We start from the raw sequence: 19,290 nt of genomic DNA on the forward strand, positions 1-19,290 counted from the left end.
TCAGAATGGCCGCAAACAGAAAAATATCGCGAGGCACCATCCGCCGCCCGAGGCGCGGACTGAAGCCGGTTCGCAAGTCCACTCCCGCCAAGGCGCGCGACGAAACCAAGAACGATAGCGCGAGCAAAGCCGGAAGCAAAAAGCCGAAGAAGATCAATCGCGGCAAATCGGCCGGACCGGCTGCGAAAACAAATTTCAGACCAATCAAGAGCAAAGTCGCCGATCTGCTTCGGGCGGAGAAGCCACTGAATTCTGAGGCCCTCGATGCGGCGGCCGCGAAGCCCGCTGGTGCGAGCCCATCCGCCACGCCGGTCAATGCCGATGTGGCGATCGAACCCCGAGATGCCTTGACAAGGAAACCACCGATCCCCGAACCGCGTGCGGGCGGCAAGGCACCGGCAACGGTGCCAGCGTCGCGGCCGCAACGACAAGGCAAGGCTGAAATAGCTCTAAAGGCTGAGACGGAAGCCGCGGCGCCGGCGCTGCTTTCACGCCCGCGAGATATCAAGCGCTACGCCGATCTGGCAGGGCCGGACATGGTGCCGCTGTCGAGAAAGGTGTCTCAAGTCATCTGGGCGTTTGAATTGGTCGACGCAATCACAGAGACAAGCGTCGTTGGAAAGACGCGCATTTTTGCGGTCCTAAAGGGCAAGGAAGAGGACATCGAACTCACGACGTTTTCCAGCCGGTCGGGTCGGCTCGTGTTGCAGACAAGGACTACGCTGGAAAATGACGTGTCCGTGACAAGTCTGGCCCCGGTGGCGGGCGGCATGCTGAGCCAAGACGACGTCGTGGAACTGCGATTTGAAAACGATCTGTATGACCCAATAGCCATCGCGAAGAAAAAATTCTTCGTGCCTGTCGTCCTGAGTCCGGCGCCGAGCTATCCGTTTCCATCGGCGCACGATCCGAACGGACGTATGGCGTTCATTCTGGGGCGGGCGCCGGCTGCATTCGATGCTGGTGGAATCGCCAAAATGATCGATTCGCCGATGGAAGGCGCCGTGGGCCGCGAATCCCTGGTCGACCGCCAGCGCCGATTTGCGCTTTGGGGACCCGCGGAAAAGATCTCCGATGACAAGCCTAATTTCGAGGTGAAACTCGAAATCAGCGACGCTCCAAGCGGCAGCCGAAAGCTCACGCTCATCTACCGGGCCACGCGTGAAAAGTCCGACGACAACAGTGGCACGAAGGCTGACGCCAACAACACCGACCGAATGAAATTGACGGGACTGAGTTTGACGCCGGCCGACGCGCCGCCGATTCAGGCCAAGGACGTCCCGCCCGTACATCTGTTGCTGCAGTGACCTGAATAACCTGGAGGTTTCCATGCCCGAGTATCTCGCACCTGGCGTCTACGTCGAAGAAGTCCCCAGCGGCATCAAGCCGATCGAGGGCGTGAGCACGAGTACGGCAGGATTTCTGGGACGAACCGAGCGGGGACCGGATGGGGTGAACTTCATAACCAGTTTCACCGAGTATCAGAGAATCTACGGCGGGTTCGGTGACGGCATGTTCCTGCCGGACGCCGTCAAGGGCTTCTTCGACAACGGGGGCAGGAGAGCCTTTGTAGCGCGTGCGTCCAATGCCGACTCCGGCAAGGCGGCAAACAAGATCAATGAACTCGAAGTGGAAGCCGTCGGACCGGGCATTTGGGGAATGCACGTTTACGTTCTTGTGCATACCGCAACTCGTACGCCGGGCGGGTACCGTCTGACCGTCGCTTATTTTCGAAAGCCGCAAAATGATTGGACCAATCCTCTCGCAAGCGCCGCAAAGTTGCTGGCTGGAAAGCATTCACGAGCGCGGCCCGACTATTTTGAAGACTACGACGATCTCAAGACCTTTGAGGAAATGCGATTGACCGTCAATAACAGGTCGAAGCTAATTCGAATTAACGCCGTTCCGACGCAGCCGATGCCGTTGCCTAGCCCGGATGCGGTGCTTGAGCCGTTGCTGCCATGGGCTCAGCTAGATTTGGTATCGAAGCACTTGAAGACGCCGCTTGAAGAATCTCTGAAAGCGGCGAGAGAATCGACAACCACGGCACTGGCCCTCAGGAGAGCCGATGAAGCTGCGAGAGCAGCCAGTTTGGTTCACAATGCCTCGGCTTCGGCGGTAGAGTCGGCGAAGTTTGAACAAGCCAAGATATCTCTATCTCCGGTCATCAAGAAGTCGTTGGAAGACGCGATCAAGTCGGCAAACGACAGGGCGTCGGAAATAGACAGCTCGGGGGCGTTGACCGGCGCTTTCGATCTCGCCGGCAAGGCTTCTACCGAGGCAACGGACGCCAAGACAGCTGCTGACTCTGCGAACGCGTCGCCGGAGCTCAAAAAAGCCGCTGAATCGGCAGCGGTGGCTGCCTCGAAATCTGCCGATGCGGCCGGGAAAGCCCTGAAAGAAGTCGCGGATCCCTGGAAGTTGGAGCTGGCGCAGAAGGCGGGAGCGGCTTTTCTTGCGGCCATGGCAGCCTCGGATGCGGCAAAAGTCGCCACGTCAGATGAAGTAAAAACCGCTGCCGCAAATGCCGACGAGGCGGCAAAGGCTGTCAAGGACCTCATCGAGCGCGCGAAGACCCTCCCAGCGGACGTGAGCCCCCTTGCCACGTCGGTGAAATCGGCGGTGGAAGCGGCCGCCAAAGCGGGACAGGCAATTCTGGACTCTAAGACAAAGGACGAGGCTGACAAGGAACTAGTAAACGCGGAGAACTCCGCGGCGAGCGCTCGAACTGGGGTTGATGTTTTGGGCCGGAAGTCGGCCGGGCTTCTTGCGGCATCCCAGAGTAAAGACGCAGAGCTGCGCGAGGCCGATCTACCCAACGGCGAGAGCTTTAAGGACGCACTGAAAAAGCTCGATGAGGTGGACGAGATATCGATCCTCATTGCTCCGGAGCATTTCAAAACCGACGGATTCGATGACGAGCTTGTCGGTAGTTGTACGCGGCTAGCCGATCGCGTTGTTCTGCTCTCGGTCGACGAGAAAGGCAGTCAATCGGATGACCCCAAAAAAATTGTCCTCACCCAGGACAGTACCTACGCCGCCTTTTACCATCCATGGATCGAAGTCACGGACCCGCTGACCTCAGGCTTTCGTAAGACCATTCCCGCCATCGGTCATATCGCAGGAATATTGGCCCGCAGCGACATCACTCGCGGCGTGCACAAGGCACCAGCCAATGAAGTTGTTATTGGAGCCCTCGACTTGTCCACTGTTGTCGACAAGGGGAGGCAGGACATGCTCAATCCCAAGGGCGTCAACTGCATCCGAGACTTTCGTGCCGACGGCCGCGGCATCCGCCTGTGGGGTGCGCGCACCGCCTCTTCGGACCCGGAGTGGAAGTACCTCAACGTGCGCCGCCTGTTCCTGTTCATCGAGGAATCGATCGACCAGGGCACCCAGTGGGTGGTGTTCGAGCCGAACAGCGATCCGACTTGGGCCGCGGTGCGGCGCAACGTTTCCAACTTCCTGACCAGCGTCTGGCGCTCCGGCGCGCTGTACGGCACCACGGCAGAGCAGGCGTTCTTCGTCAGGTGCGACCGCACCACCATGACCGAGGACGATATCGACAACGGCCGCCTGCTCTGTGTGATCGGCGTCGCTCCGGTGCGCCCCGCCGAATTCGTCATCTTCCGCATCAGTCAGAAAACCCTCGACGCGCAAGCTTGAGCATAATCAGGAGATTGAGTGATGGCTGCCACCGGCGACCGTAACGATCCGTATTCCGCTTTCAACTTCCTCGTCGAAATCGACGGCGTTTTTCCCGACGGAAAAGCAGTCGTCGCGGGCTTCAGCGAGGTGAGCGGGCTGGAAAGCGATTCCGATGTCATCGAATACCGCAACGGCAACGAAGACGTCACGAAACGCAAGCTGCCCGGCCTGAACAAGTTCACCAATATCACGCTCAAGCGCGGCTTCACCAAATCGGCGGACCTGTGGAAATGGCGCAAGAGCGTGACGGACGGCAAGGTTCAGCGCCTGTCGGGTGCCGTCGTGCTGCTCGATGAAGCCCGTGCGCCGGCGCTGCGCTACAATTTCCGCGGCGGCTGGCCGTCTAAGTGGACCGGTCCCGCCTTGCACGCGGGAACGTCGGAAGTCGCGATCGAGACCTTGGAGATCGCCTGCGAAGCGATCGAACTCGAGCAGTAATAAGAGAACACTGTGGCATCGACCCAATCCGGCATACGAGATCGGAAGCGCCCACCGGGCGTGTATTTCGATTTCGACGAACGCGCGGCGCCAACCATGCGCCGGCGCAGCGACGTTGCCGGCTTCGTGGGCGCGGTCTATTCCATCAATGTAGATGGCGGTGACAGGCAACCGCCACCAGACGACCACAAGCCGAAGGCCTACCGCTGCGATAGTTTGCAGGATTTGTACGTGTTGTTCGGAGCGCTGCCTCCGGATGGTTATCTCGGTGCCGCGGTGCGCGGCTTCTTCGCCAATGGCGGCCAGACCTGTTACGTTGCGCCGATCCTAATCAAAAAGCCAGAAATAGGCGTCAAAGCTGCAGTCGACCTTGGGCTCACGGTCGAGAACTTTTTCGATGACGACGGCACCGGCGCCCTAGACCAGCTGGCGTTGATCGATTCCGTCAGCCTGCTCGCAGCTCCCGATGCCAGCTTGGTGCGCCATGACGACGGGGTTGAAGAAATCCGGAGAGCTCTGATCGCACAAGCCGAAAGACTCCGCGATCGCGTGGCGCTGCTTGACCCGCCACGGAATTGCGACGTGCGCAAGGAAGTGACCATCGCGAAATCCGAGTCGGGGCTCGCGGCCTTGTACTGGCCCTGGATCAAAATCTCCAACGAACCCGCAGCCGACATCGTTGAGCCGGCGAGGGAGGTTCCGCCTTCGGGCCACATCGCCGGCACGATCGCGCGGCGCGACCTCGAGCAAGGCGTATTTGCGCCTCCGGCCAACATGCGGATCGAGGGTGCGGTGGGTGTAGCGTCCGAGCTTTCGCCGCAGGAACGGTTTGAAGTCAACAAGGAGGGCATCAACGTGATCTGCGCGATGCCGGGCCGCGGGATCCGCGCCATGGGTGCGCGGACTTGGGGCAGCGTCGAATACAAATGGCTCAACGTGCGCCGGCTGATCACGCACCTCTGCGAATGGATCGAAGAAGACACGCAATGGATTGTATTCGAACCGCAAAGCGAAACGTTGTGGCGGTCTACCGAGCGCCTCGTGCGCACGATCCTGTTTGATTTGTGGCGCCGGGGCGGGCTCGTGGGTGAGACCGACGATGAAGCCTATTTCGTGCGTTGCGATCGGACGACCAATCCCGATGCCGAAATCGAAGCTGGCCGCGTGACCTGCTTGATCAGCTTGAGCCCGCCGCGGCCAGCGGAGCGGATCGAGGTACGCGTTGGCTTTGCGGAAGGTCGTGTTGAACTCCTGAACGATGAGCCGATCCATGGCTGAAACTGGCAGCCGCCATGACCCGTTCCCCGGTTTCAGGTTCTTGCTGGAATTGAACAGCATACCGGTCGGAGGATTTAGCGAGTGCTCGGGACTGGATCTCGAACTTGAGGTCGAGGAATATGCCGAAGGCGGCGAGAACCGCTTCATCCACAAATTGCCGGGACGGCGCAAGCAAAGTGATCTCGTTCTCAAGCGCGGGCTCTCCGGAATCGAGCTCTGGAAGTGGTTCAACGATCAGAAGGCAGGCGCGGTCCGGACGACAAGCATCGGGTTGTCGGTTCAGGCCTATGATCCTGCGCAACGCCCGATGACGTTTGAGATTCACGATGCCTTTCCAATCCGCTGGCAGGGACCGCAACTTGATGCGGGCCAGAGCATCATCGCGACTGAAACACTGACGCTGGCCCATCATGGCCTGAAGCTGATCTGATGACGGGAGCCTGAGATGGACCTGCATATTGGCGAACTGACGAGCGAGATCGAGGTGGCGGATCAGTCGGGCTCGCTGCCTTCCGACCAGATCGAACAGATCGTCGCTATCGTCGTTGCACGGCTCGAACAACGCGAGCGGCAACGCCGCATGAAATCCGAGTCGATGAGGGTCAATCCAGGTTTTCTCTCTCGTCTTCCCTGGGAATAGAGGAAGTTCGCCGTGAGCCTAGTCAAGATCGTCATTGAAATTGCCCCGGAAGACCAGTCGGCCGCGCGGTCGGCGGGTTTGCCCGTTCGCATAAATTCGCAGTTCAATCCCACGGAATACAGCATTGAAAAGGGAGCGAGCTTTGCCGAGATTCCGATTCCGGGCATCGAGGAGCCGCTGCTGCAGTTCATTCATGGCAATAGCCAGCGGTTGAACCTTGAATTGCTGCTTGACGGAACCATGCCTGAGGATGCTGTTGATGTTGCTGCTGTGGCCAACGACCTGCAACGTCTGGCGCGCATTCTGCCCGAGCGGCATGCGCCGCCGCGTCTCAAGGTCATTTGGGGCAACAATCTTGCACTGAAGGCGATCGCCGAAAGTGTGCAGTGCCGGTACACCTTGTTCTCGGAGGACGGCGAGGCATTGCGCGCGCGCGTTACGCTGGCGCTTCGCAGCTATCGTACGCTCGGTGAGCAATTGCGTGAACTCAATCTTCAGTCTCCCGATCACAGCAAGAACCACCGCGTGCGCATGGGCGATACCCTGGCGCTGATTGCCTATGAGGCATACGGCGATCCGGCATTCTGGCGCACAATCGCGGAAGCAAATCCGGAACTGACGGCCAATCCGCGCCAGTTGGTGCCCGGGTCAATCCTCCAGTTGCCCCCCCTCGCAACGCCGGAGATGGGGGGCCAGCGATGACCATATTGGCCGAAGCGCTCTCTGGACAGGCCGATCTGTATGTTCCCGCGTTCGAAGTGTTGGTCGGGCAGCAGAAGCTGGCCCGCAAGATCATTCGGGACGTATTGGAGGTCAACTTTCACGACTCGATCGACGAACTCGGTGGCTTCTCGCTCACGCTGGCCAACTGGGATGCCGAGGAGTATGCGTTCGCATACAGCGACGAACATCTGTTCGACCCGGGCAAACAGCTCGACTTGCGCATGGGGTACCTCGGCGCCGGGCATATGAGCTGGATGGTGCGCGGGATCATTACCGACCTCATTCCGAGCTTTCCTTCCAGCGGGCATCCGACCATCAGCGTCAGCGGGCGCAATCGGCTCCATGATTTGTTGGGCGAGCGGCGCTCGAAACTGTATCCGGAAGGACTCGATACGGATCTTCTGAGGCAGATTGTACTGTCGTTGCGGGATCTGCACGTCGATATCGACGCCGATATCGGCAATCTGGCCGCGGCACTGCGCCTCGGCGAGGTGGTGCAGGACAATGAATTCGATCTCCTGTTCCTGAAACGCCGCGCGCGTCAGCTAGGTTATGAACTCATCGTTTCCGAGGAAGATGATGGGACGATTCTTCGTCTGGTCAACTCGCTGTCGCGCCGCCCAAATCCGTTGAAACTTGCCTATCGGGCGGCCCGTCAGGGCGGGCCACTCTTGGAATTCCAGCCCCGTTTTTCCACAGCGCGACAACCTGAGAGCCTGGAGCTCAACAGCTGGAATCCTGTCGACAAGACTCCGATTTCGGTGCGCGTTGGCCGCAGCAGCCTGCGCATCAAGGATCCGGCTTTTGATCTCGGCAGCATTGCCGACGCGGTGAAAAACCGCACTGAAGTGATCAGCTCCGAGCCAGTTCAGGACGAATCGGAAGGGCGCAGGCGCGCGACAGAATACCTTGAACGGATCGTGAAGGACACCATGACCGCGACTGGCCGCACGGTCGGTCTTCCGGAACTGCGAGCGGGCACGGTGCTGCAAGTCGAAGGTGTCGGGAAGCGCTTCAGCGGACGTTGGTTCGTGATCAGCAGCGATCACAGCATCGGCGCCGGCGGATACACCACAAGTTTCGCTTGCAGGCGGGAGGAAATATGAACGCACCCTTACAAGCCGCAGCCGGCAACGGCGTAGTGATCGGTACGGTCGTCAGTCTGGACGATCCGCTTGCGCGCAATCGCGTCCAGGTCCGGCTGCCGTATCTCGGCAATCAAGTTACACCGTGGGCGCGACTGGTTACGCCGATGGCCGGAGGCGGCCGTGGTCTGGTGATGCGCCCCGAAGTCGGCGACGAGGTGCTGATTGTCTATGAACAGGGCGATCCCCGGCGCGCCTATGTCGTCGGAGCGCTGTGGAGCAACGTCGACCAGCCGCCGGACCCGGGACCAGATCCATCCGCCAACCATTGGCGTTTCATACGGTCGCGCAGCGGTCACCTCGTCAAGCTTGACGATACGCCAGGTCAGGAGCGAATCGAGATCGAGGGCAGGGACGGCAAAAGCCGATTGGTGATCGACACTGCCGGCGATAGCATCGCGCTGCTCGCCGAGAGCGGTTCGATCACGATCGAAGCGACTGCCGGCATCGTTGCCGTCAACGCGCCTGGCGCGCAGGTCTCCGTCAATGCTGCTCAGGTTTCGGTCGAAGCCAAGGACGAAGCGCAAATCAAGGCGACATCAATCAAGATCAATGCAACTGCGGATCTTGCGATCGAGGCGGGCGGCATGCTGTCGCTCAAAGGCAGCCAGATCGCGTTGAACTGACGGAGGATGACGTATGGGACAGCCGGCGGCAAAACAGGGAGATCATGTCGTGGCGACGGATATTCACCTGATTCAGCCGCCTGGCCCGACTTCGCCGGTGCCGGTGCCCCATCCGTTCGATGGTGTCATCAATGCGGGTTATGTCCCGACGGTGCTGATCGAAGGCATGCCGGCCGCGGTGGTCGGATCAATCGCTTTCAACCAGCCGCATCTGCCGATCGGGGGTTCGTTCGTGGTGCCTCCACGGAACGCGGGCCGCATCATTCAGGGGTCCATGACGGTGGAGATCGGCGGCCAACCGGCAGCGCGTGCCGGCGATACGGCCATGACCTGTAACGATCCGGCCGATGCCCCGGTGGGCCGTGTCGTCGCGACAAGCACCGTGTTGATCGGAGGCTGAAATGTCCGACTTTCTCGGCAAAGGTCCTCAATTCCCGTTCCGGTCTCGCGGCGCAGCGGAGTCGGCACTGTTTTTCGGCATGAGCGATGGTGAAGAGAAGATCCGTCAGAGCGTGCAATTGATTCTCGCAACCGCTCCCGGCGAACGCGTCATGCGGCCGGATTTCGGCTGTGGTGTCCATGAATTGCTGTTCGAACCGCTGACGTCCGGGTTGGCGGCGCTCGTAACGGATCGGGTGAATATCTGCCTTGCGCGGTGGGAGCCTCGTATCGACGTTCTTAAAGTCGACGTGCGGCCGGATGACGACGAGCCACGGCTGCTCGTGCTTATCACTTACCGCATACGCGCGAACAACGCAGTCAACAACATGGTGTATCCGTTCTACCTCCAGGAAGGCGCGGCATGAGTCTCGATTCTCCAATCCTGGATGATCGACGATTCGACGACCTCAGGACCGAGGCGACTGAACGGATTCGATTGGCTTGTCCGGAGTGGACTGATTTCAATCCCTCCGATCCGGGTATGACGCTGGTCGAATTGTTCGCATGGTTCACCGACCTCACGCTGTACCGGATGAATAGCTTGCCGGCCAAGCTGCACGGCGAGTTGTTGAGCCTCGTCGGCATTCAGCCGGAGCCGGCAAAGCCCGCGCTCGCATTGATCGAATTTCAGCCGAAGGACAATTGCCCGACGATTATTCCAGGCGGCACTGTCTCGCCGGCAATCGATCTCGGTGGAGGGGCGGTGGCGCGTTTTCAAACGCAACGCGATCTCCATATGGTGCGGAGCGCACTTGACGCAGTGACGAGAAGGCTTCCTGGCGAGCAGGACGTTGATCTGACCAAGCTCAACGAGACAGCCGACCGGGGGTTTGATCCGTTTGGGCCGGCGGGAGCAGAGAAGAGCGAACTTCGCCTGCGCTTCAGCGCCAAAACCGGGGATCAAGCTGGCCAGATATTTACCGATATCATCACGTTGCACATTACCGTTATGACGCGGCTTGTGAATGATGACTTCTCACTTCCCGAGAAGAGTACATCGCTGCCGCGTCCGCAGGCGCCTCCGTTGCTCTGGAGCGCGCGAATGGAAAACGATGTTTGGGAGCCGCTTGAAATCATTGACGATGAAACCAACCATTTCGGGCGGGATGGCTTCATCCGCATCGCAAGTCCGCGTCGTGCCGTTCCGATCGCTCAACCGGCCGTCAAACCGTCGAGTGAAAAGAAATTCGCCTTCGAACTGCGTTGCCGAGTCGGGGGCAGCGGATTTGCGTTTGGCTGCGCGCCGCGCTTTCGGCACCTGGCGATAAACGCCGTCAATGCTATTGCGCGCACGCTGGAAACCGACAATCCGCTGGCGACCAGCACCGGCCTTCAGGGACAGATACTGCAACTGCGAAACAAGTCGGTAGAACCAAAGTCAGTCAAGTTAAGCATCCGTGGCCCTGGCGAGAATGCCAAGACGCAGTTTTGGATCGAAGTGGACGACTTCTCTGAGTCCAAACCGGATGACTTCCACTTTACTGTGGACGCGGCCAACGGACAGATCAGGTTCGGAGACGGTGCGTATGGAAAGGTCCCCGACGCCGGCTATCGTATTTCCGCCACCTATCTGGCGGGCGGCGGGGCGCAGAGCAATGTCAGTGCAAGAAAAATTAAGTACGACTTCCCCGGCGTGTCCGGCATCAATCCGTTTCCCGCGGCCGGCGGCAGCGACGCAGAGCCGGTAACCCGGTTGCGACAACGTGCGGCTGCCCGTCTGCGGAGCCGCGACCGCGCGGTTACCGCCGCCGATTTCGAAGACATCGCGCTGCGTGTAGGGAAAATGGGTCGGGCCAAGGCGATCGCCGGCCTGCATCCGGACTTTCCTGATCTCTCTGGCCGTATGCCGGGAGTCGTGACCGTATTCATCGCCAGCCAGCCCCACCAGGAAGGAAAGCTGCCACCTTGGCCGAGCGACGCTGAAATCGACGATGTCAAGAACCTTCTTGATTCGCGACGCGTGGTCGGCTGCGAGTTATTCGTGCAGGCAGCACGGATAGTTCCGGTCAAACTGACGATCAAGATGACCGCGAGCGCCGGATTTTCCCTCGATCTCGTCAAACGCGAAGTCAGCAAGACCCTCAATGAGTGGCTAAACAGTGACGAACGCGGTTTCGGCACCAATCTAACCGGCGGAGATCTCTGGAGCCGCGTCCTGCAGACGACGATCGCGGGAGCGCCTGTGGTGGGGGAGATCGAAAGTCTAGTTGCATCTATCGGCGGCAAAAATATCTCACTGGTGCAATCGAAAGACGGGCTCAAGATACTGCCTTTCGGCACATCGCCGGACGATGCTTCTCCGACCCTCAATGTCAGGTTGGAGAAACACGAGATCCCGTGGGGGCTTCCGAACCACGACATTGAAGTCACGGGAGCGGCCCCATGACCATCCGTGTTTTGCTCGATCCAGCCGATGGGCAAGGCGTGCTGCATGAGCAGGTTTCGACAGGCAAGCTTGTTCGCATTGACGTCAAGGGCGTGAATTTGAAGTCCGGGGAGTCCGTGGAATTCGCGGTCACCACGAAATCCGCTTCGCGCCTGGAAAATCGAAAACCGGAACCGTTTCGTTTCGTCGGCGACGATCCGCCGCCGGCAACCGGAGCGAATTTTTCGCTGCAGGTTCGGGCGGATCGCGGCGATCGTTTCTCGGTCGCTGCAACGGCCGCCTCAAGCGGACGGTATGCGTTCGCCAACGCACAGTTCGTTGCCGTCTATGAATCCGATCAATGGATCAACTATCTGCCGGCGGTGTTCCGAGAAGATCCCGACCACGCGGATTTTCTTTCCCGCTTTCTGGGTGGGCTGTTTGTCGACGGCGAGAAAATCGAGGAGCAGCTCGATCGCGTCGGCAATCTCGTCGTTCCCTCCCGCCTGCCTACGGTGGCCGCGGCGCGGTATCTCGCCGGCTGGTTCGGCATCGACCTCGACCTGATATTGCCGAAGTTGGAAGAAGGCGGCGAAAAAGATCAGAAAAAGAAAATTAAGCACGAGGCCATTTCGCTCGAAGTGGCGCGCCGGTTTCTAACCCGGGTCCTGCCGCATGCACTCGGCCAGAGCACGGCGGACTCTGTATTAGTGTGGGTCGATGCAGCGGCCGAGGCGCGCGGCATGTCCGAAGAGCGTCGGCGCAGCATTGCCTTGGTCGAAGGTTTCAACGTGCGGCGCCTGTTCACACTTCATGCATCGCACGATCCCAAGGATCCCGATCCGACTGAACTGAGGACTCATTGGGGATGGCTTCCCGGGAGCGGAACATTGGCCACGGAGCCGCTGGCACGACGTGCATTTCTGGACCAGAGCAAATTCAGCGAGCAGAACACGCTCGGATTGCCGGGAGAGACCACGGACCCGACGCTGCTGGCGCGACTGCTTGGCTCCAGGCTCTGGTTGTTCGTGCCTGCCTCCGTTGGCGGCGAACCGGACGCTGCAACCTGGGAGCGTTTGCTGAAGCCAATTCTGCCCGCGCATCTCGCTCTGCAGGTCATTGCGGGCGAGACATCGTCCGAGCTCGGTTACAATACGGTGCTGGGTGTCGCGACGAAGCTACCCTCTCAAAGGAGTTTGCTGCCGTGACCGAAGTAAGTGTCGTCCGTCCAAAGTTTGTCGATGGGATGCTGCTGACGGCCGAGGATTTGTGCCTGGAGCAAAGCTATTTGAACCGGCGACTCATCCAGTTCGGACAGCGGTTCAGCTGGGGTGTCATCGAGGGAATGCAGGTCGATGACTACTCACTCGGCAAGAAGTGGCCGACGCTAAAGGTCAGCGCTGGATACGCGCTCGACGCGCGAGGTCGCGAGATCGTCCTTGATGAAGACCAGGATCGAGAAATTGACGCCAAAGACGGCGCGCTTTGCGTTCGGCGCTGCGATCCGGAGCGAGTTACCGGAGGAGTTGCCGCAAAATCATCATCAGCAAAGGCCGAACCGCAGATCATACGCACGATCGAACGCGCAGAGTTCGAATTTTTTGCTCCGTCGGATCTCAGTCAGAAGATCAAGGTCGGTTGGGTGCCGCTGGCGCTCATTCGGTTGCGTGACGGAAAGATCGGCCCAATCGTGCCAAGTCGGGGTCTGACCGGCATCGCGGAGACGAGTTGGAAACACGACGGAACGACCTTGCCAAAGGAATGGTCGATCACGTTCTCAGCTCCGATTGCCAGACCTCCTCCTCAGCCGATCGAGATACGTGTTCGTAACGGCGTCGGCGCGGATGTCTATCCTGCAGTGACGGACCTCAAACTGGATGATACCGGCACCAGGCTTTCGTTCAAGCTCGCGCGGATTGCCGAAGGAGTGGTCCACATCCGCATCGCTTGCGATTTCATTATGGACTGGAAGGGACAGGCCGTCTCCGGCGCTCATGTGGGCGGGCACCTGCCGAGCGGAAACGGAATTGCCGGCGGAGTGTTTGAGAGCTGGTTTGTGGTGAAGGGAAAACGTCCATGAGCGCTCCGGCCAAATTGGAATCCTCGAGCAACGGACAGCGCCCGCTGTTTTATCCCGGACAGGTACTCAGCGATGCCGCGCTTTCGGGAATTGCGACGTTTGCGCGTTCGGGACTGGCAGCTGAATCGCAACGGCACGGCTGGGGCATCATCTTCGGACTTTTTCCAAGTGCGAACTCCGGCGGCGTGACCATATCTCGCGGAATGGTGGCGGGCCAGGATGGCCAGCTGTTTGTGCTCGATGACTCTCCAACAATAAAACTGACCGAACTGCTTTCGGAGGGGGAGCAGGTGGCCGCCGCTGCGAGCGGAGAAGCAAGCCATTTTGATCTGTGGCTGTCGATCGGCGTCGAACAGGTCGGCCGGGCGCTGCCGTTCCGGAAGATCGGCGTTGCGGCCGGCTTTGCGCCTGTCGTGACACCGCCTGCCACTCCCGACGGTAGCCGCCCGTCACGGGAGAACCTGATCGCCTGCCTCGAATTGCGCGCCGTGAGCAAGCTGGAGAAATGTCTGAACGATGAAGGCGACATTGTCAGAACGTTCAAAGCCGACTTCAACAAGGAGGCGATGACGCGGAATCCCGGAATTCCGGATCAGGAGGGACTGGACAAGATTCGCGCCTGTCACGCCAAGGCCTTGGCAAAGCTGTATAGCCTTGATCAGGTCAAGTACGGCGGCATCCCGCTTGGGCGCGTTACTGTTGCAACGTTCGAGGAGGGGCCCAGTGTCGTGTTGGTCGACTGCGGAGTTGCCCGGCGAGAGCAAGCGCCTTTGCTGCTTCCATCGAATCCGGATCACATCAACAGCGCGGCACTGTTTGGGTTGAAATGCGACGAGGCCGTGAACTGGCTTGCGCGCAATGGCATTCCGACTTGGACCAAGGAAGCGCTGATCGACAAGAGTGTTCAGCAGCAGATGAGCGGCAATCCGCAATTCTTGTGCTGGGACGTCGAACTGCGAGCGGGCACGACAGCCAGGCTATACACGAACGAAGGCCGCATCGCGCTCGTGAAGCAGGGACCGGTGGTCGCGGAAGAGTTCGAGCAGCTTCTGAATCGAATCGAGGCTGCCGAAAACGAACTGAAACGCCTTTCAAAAGCGGTCGTCGTTCTATTGCTGCTTCTAATCATCGCCGCCGCCATTCTGGCGTTTGCTATATACTGGAAGTGATTCAAATGGAACGCGTCCGCTGGGTTGCAGGTTCACCGATTTCAGCCTCGGATCTCGATGCCGAGCAGGACTATCTCTGCGAGCGACAAACCGGTGCACATGAGATCCGCGTTCACGGCAGGGCGGACGATGTTGCGTCCGGCGCGGTCGGTGCGCTCATTCGTGCCGTCGATCGCAGCGTTGCAATTGGATTGACCGCGCTCGCGGGTTTAAAGCCCGTGCCGCTCCAGTCCGATCAATCTGCCGCCGCCAACCCCGGTCGCAGGACTTGGGCGGTATCCATCATCCGCGACATCCTGTCGCTCGGTTGGACCGGCGGTGCCAGCATTGCGGGCCGCATCAACGGCAGGTTGGCATGCGACGGCCTCTCAAGCGGCGGCGCGGTGCGCCTCACGCGCGCTGTTCCGCTACCGGACGCGCCCAAGCCCTTCCGGCTGTTGCGTGTCGCCGCCGATCATAAGGCCAAGACACCTGAAACCGTGATCATCGAACTTGCAGCCGCGGCCGATCCGAATGGTGCGAAGGAAGAGCCGGCCGCCCCAGAGCAATCCGGTGCAAAAGAAGAACCCGGCCCCATCGGTGCCGAGTCTGGCAAGCCGACGATCGGCCTTCGCGTCGGGGCCGCGGATGCCGGTGGGTTCGTGGCCTTGATGGAGGTCGTCCCGGGCCGCGGCGTGGTGATGCGGGGCGGCGACCCGAAGATTGTCGGCCGCCGGATCGTTCGCAAGCCGCCCGGCAGCGAACCGAGCGACAAGCAACTGGCGCAGGCGTTTCTGCGTACCGAAGCGGGACAAAAAGAGCGGATCAAAATCGAAGCGATGGCCAAGAACCTTGAGACCGACCTCAAGATCGTCACTTTCAAGGAGTCGGCCGGGCAATGGAACATCAGCTGGACCCTCGAGAACAAGAACCAGGACATCAAGCTCAAACGAATTGAGGCGATGGCGGCGCTGGCGCCGGCGGATCCCAAGATCGCCTCGGTATGGACCAAACTCAGGCCGCCTGAAGCATCCCACCTTTTGGAGGGCGAGACGACTAAGGGAGACGACACGAAATCACTTCCGGCGCCGCCGCCTTCGGCGACCGGGCCGGCGCCCAAGCCGCGAAGACTGCTGATGATAGTTGCGGAGGCCGACTACGGCGTCCCCGTAACCTTGTTCAAGGAGGCAACGTGATGTCTCTGCTGCCGCGACCGGAGTTTCAGAAGAACGAGTTGCTGACGAGCGCCGATCTCAATGCGGCACAGCTCTATCAGGTCGACCTTGGCCGGAAGCATCGCGCGGGCGCGCACCTTCCGGGTGTCGTCGACGGTCTCGGCATCGTTCGGTCCGACACCGGGCTTTGGCTGCAGGCCGGCTACGCGGTCGACGAATTCGGCCGCGATCTCGTGCTTGGAGCGAACCAGCGGCTGGATTCGGCATTGGCCGATGCCCGCTTCGCCAATCACGGCGCAGACACGTTCGAAGTCCTGCTGCACTACAATCAAAAAATTGCAGACGGGGAGTTCCCTCGGTCGCGTCTCGACGAAGCGCCCCGCGTGGAGGTTCGTGCACTGATCGGCGCGGCCAGCGAGCAGATGCCTTACGACGTCGTGCAGACCGCACCCGACGATCCGGCTTTTCGGCGCCCGGTGCGGCTTGGCGTCCTCACCGTGGACCCGGACCAGGCCGGCGGCTGGATGCTGCGGCAGAATGCCGGCGATCGCCAGGAGGCCGGACTGGTCGCGTCGAAAATCGTTCCTGCGCGCAAGGACAATTCGGCGATCAGTCTGGCCAAGGGCGAGTTCGCAGTGATCCTGCCGTCGGCTGCCACTCCCGCTGATGCACAAAAGACCGCAACGGCCGCCGGCGAGGCCGCCGAGCAGGACAAGCGCCTGGTTGTCACCGATCGCGGAGCCACGTTGCGCGGCATGCTGACGGTGGACGGCGATGTCGAGGCCGGACAGCACCTGCTGCTGCCGACAGCCGGCCCACTGCCGGCGGGTGCGATTGGATGCGGCCTGTTCCGTATCGGTGATGTCAAGGACGCGCCCGATCTCAACGAACTTCGTCTCGTGCTGCCGGCCAACGGCGCACTGGCCATCGGCGCGTGGAATCAGCAAAGCGGAAAATTCGAGGCGATTTTGACGGTCGACTCCGCCACACGCAGCGTCACGGTCGCAGGTGACCTCATCATTGAAGGCGCGGTGATCGAACCCGCGACCGATGCGGCCACGAAGGGCGGGGCGGGACCGTCACAAGAGGAGGACAAGGGAATGTTGGGAAATTGCTGGACGGTGCTTGCAGGCTATCTGACCGCCAGCGGCAAAACCACGGTGCAGACCGTGCCGCTGCTCGCTCTCCTGTTGGCGGGCCTCTACTGGGACAAATCGGCCGGAATGCTGCCGTGCCAAACCGTAAACCTCATTCGCAAGTATCTGCCGGGAGATTGGGGAGGGCCTCTCTTGTGCCATGGGTCGGAGAAAGGTGTCATCATCGCAGGCGACACGGAGTGCACAACGGACAAGAAGGGCAATTCACTTGTCGATGAGAATGGTAGGCCTACAGAATCCTTATTGATAGACGCTGTTAATGGCCTTGCAGCGCCGCTGACGCAGATGGCAGGAGCGCTCAAGAATCCGCCAACCTCGATCTGGATCTATTGCACCAACGAGACGTCAGGCGCGTCAGCCGCGACGTCAGGCACGTCAGCCGTAGTTGCAGCTCAACCGGCGGCATCGGCTACCGCCCAACCCGCTACGCCGGCAGCACCCAATCAATCTTCAGCAGCCTCCGCCAAACAAGGCAAATGACCGCGATGGCGAACGTCGCGACCATCGAAAAATTGACAAGCCGCGTGAGGCTTGGCGGTCGCGCCGACGTCGGCCTGGCTGCACGAATGGATAGCCTGGCTCGCAACCATCTGCGAAGCCATCTGTCGAACTTCCTCACGGAGACTGCAGCGGCCGATTCTCGCGTCGTTTTGATTCGCAAACTCAAGGTGAGCGGCCGTCTGACCGCAGGTCCCGACGAACAAGAGGTTGCCAGTACGTGGGCGCATCTGCTGGTGGAAGGCATTCAGCAAGCTGCGGACAGGCGTGACGAGCCGGATGATATCCGTGTCTTCTCCGGCAGGGCCGAATGGATTGCCGCCTGCGCCTGCGATCTGCTTGCGCGCGGCACGGCCGCTTCGGCCTGGTGGTACGGTCCAATGCTCTCGCTCGTCGAACGCAAACCGATCGCCTCGGCGATCGTCAAATTGCTGGAGTATGATCCCGCTCAGTCGCTGGCGGTGCTTTCAGCTATCGATCGCCGCGCGGCACTGACGCCGCTGCTCGAACTGCTGTCAGCAGGAGATCGTGCGAATATTCTGTCATCCTTGGCCGGATCGACCGACCGCTCTCCCGGTATTCGCGATCGCCTTCGTCCTATCTTCACCGCAGCATTGGATGTGCTGAACATCGACCGCGTTCCGGCCAGCGCCGAGGCTTTGCTGGGCGAGTGGATGGCCTACTGCGACGCGGTCAGGGAGCCCGATTGGCAGGATCGGTCCGAGCTTGCGGATGCCGTGCTCGCAGCCTGCCGTTTCCTGATGTCCAGGGGGCATTGCGACCTCACGGATGTCGCCATGCGGGCGACGCTGCCGTCCTGGCTTGACCGTGAACGACTCCGCAATGGTCTTGCCGCGGATGGAAAAGCCATTGAGGCTGCAACGCATGACAAGGCAGCGAATGCGCTGAAGTCGGCGCTGGCCGAGCCTGTGGACGATCCCGACGGGCTGACGCTCATAGCCCTTTCGCGTCTGGCCGCTGCAGATCCGGATACGGCCAATGAGTTGCGAACATCGACACTGATGCAACGCGCGGCGTCGCTCGCCCTACGCCTTGCTGCGTATTCGGCCAGCGAGCGGGCAGCTCTGATACGCGACTATCGCGAGGGCAAGGGATCGCTGGCCGTCCCTGATGAAGACGCCGATCTCGCTAAGCGCGCCTCGGTCGCCCGTTTGCTGGAAAAGGCGCTGGCCGCCGGACCCATCGACACCATGGCGAGCCGGGAATTCGTGAGCAGCGAGGCCGGGGTCATTCTGCTTGTCCGCGCCTTGACCGACTTGAATCTGGCGCGCGCGCTGGCCGACGTCCGTCCAGGGTCGCCATCGCTACCGGATCATCCAGCGCTCCTTGCCGCAGCTTTGCTCTATGTCTGGGCCGGTCCGTGTTCACTGCAGTCCCGCGACACGCACGATGTCGGATTCGCCACCCTGTTGGGCGACCACGCGCCGGCCGACGTCGCGGAGATCGCATCCGTTGTCGCAAGAGTTGAGGCGTCCGCGCTGGATTCTCTTGCGGACCGGATAGATCAACTAACCACGCCGCAAGCGCCGATGGCGTCGAGCGGCGCTTCCGGCGATCTGGCGGATTTGCGGTTCCCGCCGGCTGTCTCGCGAATTGCATCGCGACTGTTCGGTCATTGGGCGCGCTGGCTGCGCGGCTTTGAGCGGTCATCAACGCCATGGCTTCTCGAACAGGCCGTACGGCGCAGCGGGCGATTGATCGTCGCCGGCGAGAAGTTGACCGTGGTCCTGCCACCACTGCCGCTCGATATCGCGTTGCGGCGCGCAGGTTATCTCGACACCTTCACGCCCCCGAACTGGTTGCCTTGGCGGCAGATCGCTTTCCGGATCGACGACGAAAGGTCCTAG

Annotated in this window: 18 protein-coding genes; all 18 read left to right on the forward strand. The window is 60.6% G+C overall.

Annotated elements, in window-relative coordinates; genetic code table 11:
- Window positions 1–5 precede the first annotated feature (5 nt).
- The 18 genes from NKI16_RS07285 to NKI16_RS07370 are packed head-to-tail and all read left to right on the forward strand — an operon-like array spanning window position 6 to window position 19,290.
- Entirely contained in the window at window positions 6–1,307 is a 1,302-nt protein-coding gene (locus NKI16_RS07285; protein WP_352922374.1) for a hypothetical protein, read from the forward strand.
- 22 nt (window positions 1,308–1,329) lie between these two features.
- Entirely contained in the window at window positions 1,330–3,666 is a 2,337-nt protein-coding gene (locus NKI16_RS07290) for a phage tail sheath family protein (RefSeq protein WP_352922377.1), read from the forward strand.
- Window positions 3,667–3,687: 21 nt separating this feature from the next.
- A complete protein-coding gene (locus tag NKI16_RS07295; protein ID WP_352922380.1) occupies window positions 3,688–4,146 on the forward strand; it encodes a phage tail protein in 459 nt (152 codons plus the stop codon).
- A 60-nt stretch (window positions 4,147–4,206) separates the two neighbouring features.
- On the forward strand, window positions 4,207–5,424 hold the full coding sequence (locus tag NKI16_RS07300) for a phage tail sheath family protein (RefSeq protein ID WP_352922383.1): 1,218 nt from the start codon (window positions 4,207–4,209) through the stop codon (window positions 5,422–5,424).
- A complete protein-coding gene (locus tag NKI16_RS07305) occupies window positions 5,417–5,854 on the forward strand; it encodes a phage tail protein (RefSeq protein WP_352922386.1) in 438 nt (145 codons plus the stop codon). Before NKI16_RS07300 ends, NKI16_RS07305 begins: the two co-directional genes overlap by 8 nt.
- A 15-nt stretch (window positions 5,855–5,869) precedes the next feature.
- The gene (locus tag NKI16_RS07310; RefSeq protein WP_352922389.1) at window positions 5,870–6,064 is read left to right on the forward strand and encodes a hypothetical protein; all 195 of its coding nucleotides are present in this window, start codon (window positions 5,870–5,872) and stop codon (window positions 6,062–6,064) included.
- Between the two features lie 12 nt (window positions 6,065–6,076).
- Window positions 6,077–6,766, forward strand: coding sequence for a CIS tube protein (locus NKI16_RS07315; protein ID WP_352922392.1), 690 nt, complete (start codon window positions 6,077–6,079; stop codon window positions 6,764–6,766).
- On the forward strand, window positions 6,763–7,893 hold the full coding sequence (locus tag NKI16_RS07320) for a phage late control D family protein (protein ID WP_352922395.1): 1,131 nt from the start codon (window positions 6,763–6,765) through the stop codon (window positions 7,891–7,893). The genes NKI16_RS07315 and NKI16_RS07320 overlap by 4 nt, the downstream gene beginning before the upstream one ends.
- A complete protein-coding gene (locus NKI16_RS07325) occupies window positions 7,890–8,558 on the forward strand; it encodes a phage baseplate assembly protein V (RefSeq protein ID WP_352922398.1) in 669 nt (222 codons plus the stop codon). The genes NKI16_RS07320 and NKI16_RS07325 overlap by 4 nt, the downstream gene beginning before the upstream one ends.
- A gap of 49 nt (window positions 8,559–8,607) precedes the next feature.
- Window positions 8,608–8,958 carry a PAAR domain-containing protein gene (locus tag NKI16_RS07330; protein WP_352922401.1) on the forward strand — a complete coding sequence of 117 codons (351 nt, stop codon included), beginning with the start codon at window positions 8,608–8,610 and terminating at the stop codon, window positions 8,956–8,958.
- A gap of 1 nt (window position 8,959) precedes the next feature.
- A complete protein-coding gene (locus tag NKI16_RS07335) occupies window positions 8,960–9,364 on the forward strand; it encodes a GPW/gp25 family protein (RefSeq protein ID WP_352922403.1) in 405 nt (134 codons plus the stop codon).
- A complete protein-coding gene (locus tag NKI16_RS07340) occupies window positions 9,361–11,385 on the forward strand; it encodes a putative baseplate assembly protein (protein WP_352922406.1) in 2,025 nt (674 codons plus the stop codon). Before NKI16_RS07335 ends, NKI16_RS07340 begins: the two co-directional genes overlap by 4 nt.
- Window positions 11,382–12,572: a hypothetical protein gene (locus NKI16_RS07345; protein WP_352922409.1), complete on the forward strand. Its 1,191-nt coding sequence runs from the start codon at window positions 11,382–11,384 to the stop codon at window positions 12,570–12,572. The genes NKI16_RS07340 and NKI16_RS07345 overlap by 4 nt, the downstream gene beginning before the upstream one ends.
- Window positions 12,569–13,444, forward strand: a complete 876-nt coding sequence (locus tag NKI16_RS07350) for a hypothetical protein (RefSeq protein ID WP_352922412.1) — start codon at window positions 12,569–12,571, stop codon at window positions 13,442–13,444. Before NKI16_RS07345 ends, NKI16_RS07350 begins: the two co-directional genes overlap by 4 nt.
- Window positions 13,441–14,613 carry a hypothetical protein gene (locus tag NKI16_RS07355; RefSeq protein ID WP_352922414.1) on the forward strand — a complete coding sequence of 391 codons (1,173 nt, stop codon included), beginning with the start codon at window positions 13,441–13,443 and terminating at the stop codon, window positions 14,611–14,613. The genes NKI16_RS07350 and NKI16_RS07355 overlap by 4 nt, the downstream gene beginning before the upstream one ends.
- 5 nt (window positions 14,614–14,618) lie before the next feature.
- A complete protein-coding gene (locus tag NKI16_RS07360) occupies window positions 14,619–15,788 on the forward strand; it encodes a hypothetical protein (RefSeq protein WP_352922417.1) in 1,170 nt (389 codons plus the stop codon).
- The gene (locus NKI16_RS07365) at window positions 15,788–17,404 is read left to right on the forward strand and encodes a hypothetical protein (RefSeq protein WP_352922420.1); all 1,617 of its coding nucleotides are present in this window, start codon (window positions 15,788–15,790) and stop codon (window positions 17,402–17,404) included. Before NKI16_RS07360 ends, NKI16_RS07365 begins: the two co-directional genes overlap by 1 nt.
- A gap of 5 nt (window positions 17,405–17,409) precedes the next feature.
- A complete protein-coding gene (locus NKI16_RS07370; RefSeq protein ID WP_352922422.1) occupies window positions 17,410–19,290 on the forward strand; it encodes a hypothetical protein in 1,881 nt (626 codons plus the stop codon).

The sequence above is a fragment of the Mesorhizobium sp. M0698 genome (assembly GCF_040320455.1).
Lineage (GTDB): Bacteria > Pseudomonadota > Alphaproteobacteria > Rhizobiales > Rhizobiaceae > Mesorhizobium.

What these genes read in the sequence shown, in the direction of transcription:
- NKI16_RS07285 (WP_352922374.1), top strand. Translation starts at nt 6, where the DNA reads ATGGCCGCAAACAGAAAAATATCGCGAGGCACCATCCGCCGCCCGAGG.
- NKI16_RS07290 (WP_352922377.1), top strand. Translation starts at nt 1,330, where the DNA reads ATGCCCGAGTATCTCGCACCTGGCGTCTACGTCGAAGAAGTCCCCAGC.
- NKI16_RS07295 (WP_352922380.1), top strand. Translation starts at nt 3,688, where the DNA reads ATGGCTGCCACCGGCGACCGTAACGATCCGTATTCCGCTTTCAACTTC.
- NKI16_RS07305 (WP_352922386.1), top strand. Translation starts at nt 5,417, where the DNA reads ATGGCTGAAACTGGCAGCCGCCATGACCCGTTCCCCGGTTTCAGGTTC.
- NKI16_RS07310 (WP_352922389.1), top strand. Translation starts at nt 5,870, where the DNA reads ATGGACCTGCATATTGGCGAACTGACGAGCGAGATCGAGGTGGCGGAT.
- NKI16_RS07320 (WP_352922395.1), top strand. Translation starts at nt 6,763, where the DNA reads ATGACCATATTGGCCGAAGCGCTCTCTGGACAGGCCGATCTGTATGTT.
- NKI16_RS07325 (WP_352922398.1), top strand. Translation starts at nt 7,890, where the DNA reads ATGAACGCACCCTTACAAGCCGCAGCCGGCAACGGCGTAGTGATCGGT.
- NKI16_RS07335 (WP_352922403.1), top strand. Translation starts at nt 8,960, where the DNA reads ATGTCCGACTTTCTCGGCAAAGGTCCTCAATTCCCGTTCCGGTCTCGC.
- NKI16_RS07340 (WP_352922406.1), top strand. Translation starts at nt 9,361, where the DNA reads ATGAGTCTCGATTCTCCAATCCTGGATGATCGACGATTCGACGACCTC.
- NKI16_RS07345 (WP_352922409.1), top strand. Translation starts at nt 11,382, where the DNA reads ATGACCATCCGTGTTTTGCTCGATCCAGCCGATGGGCAAGGCGTGCTG.
- NKI16_RS07355 (WP_352922414.1), top strand. Translation starts at nt 13,441, where the DNA reads ATGAGCGCTCCGGCCAAATTGGAATCCTCGAGCAACGGACAGCGCCCG.
- NKI16_RS07360 (WP_352922417.1), top strand. Translation starts at nt 14,619, where the DNA reads ATGGAACGCGTCCGCTGGGTTGCAGGTTCACCGATTTCAGCCTCGGAT.
- NKI16_RS07365 (WP_352922420.1), top strand. Translation starts at nt 15,788, where the DNA reads ATGTCTCTGCTGCCGCGACCGGAGTTTCAGAAGAACGAGTTGCTGACG.
- NKI16_RS07370 (WP_352922422.1), top strand. Translation starts at nt 17,410, where the DNA reads ATGGCGAACGTCGCGACCATCGAAAAATTGACAAGCCGCGTGAGGCTT.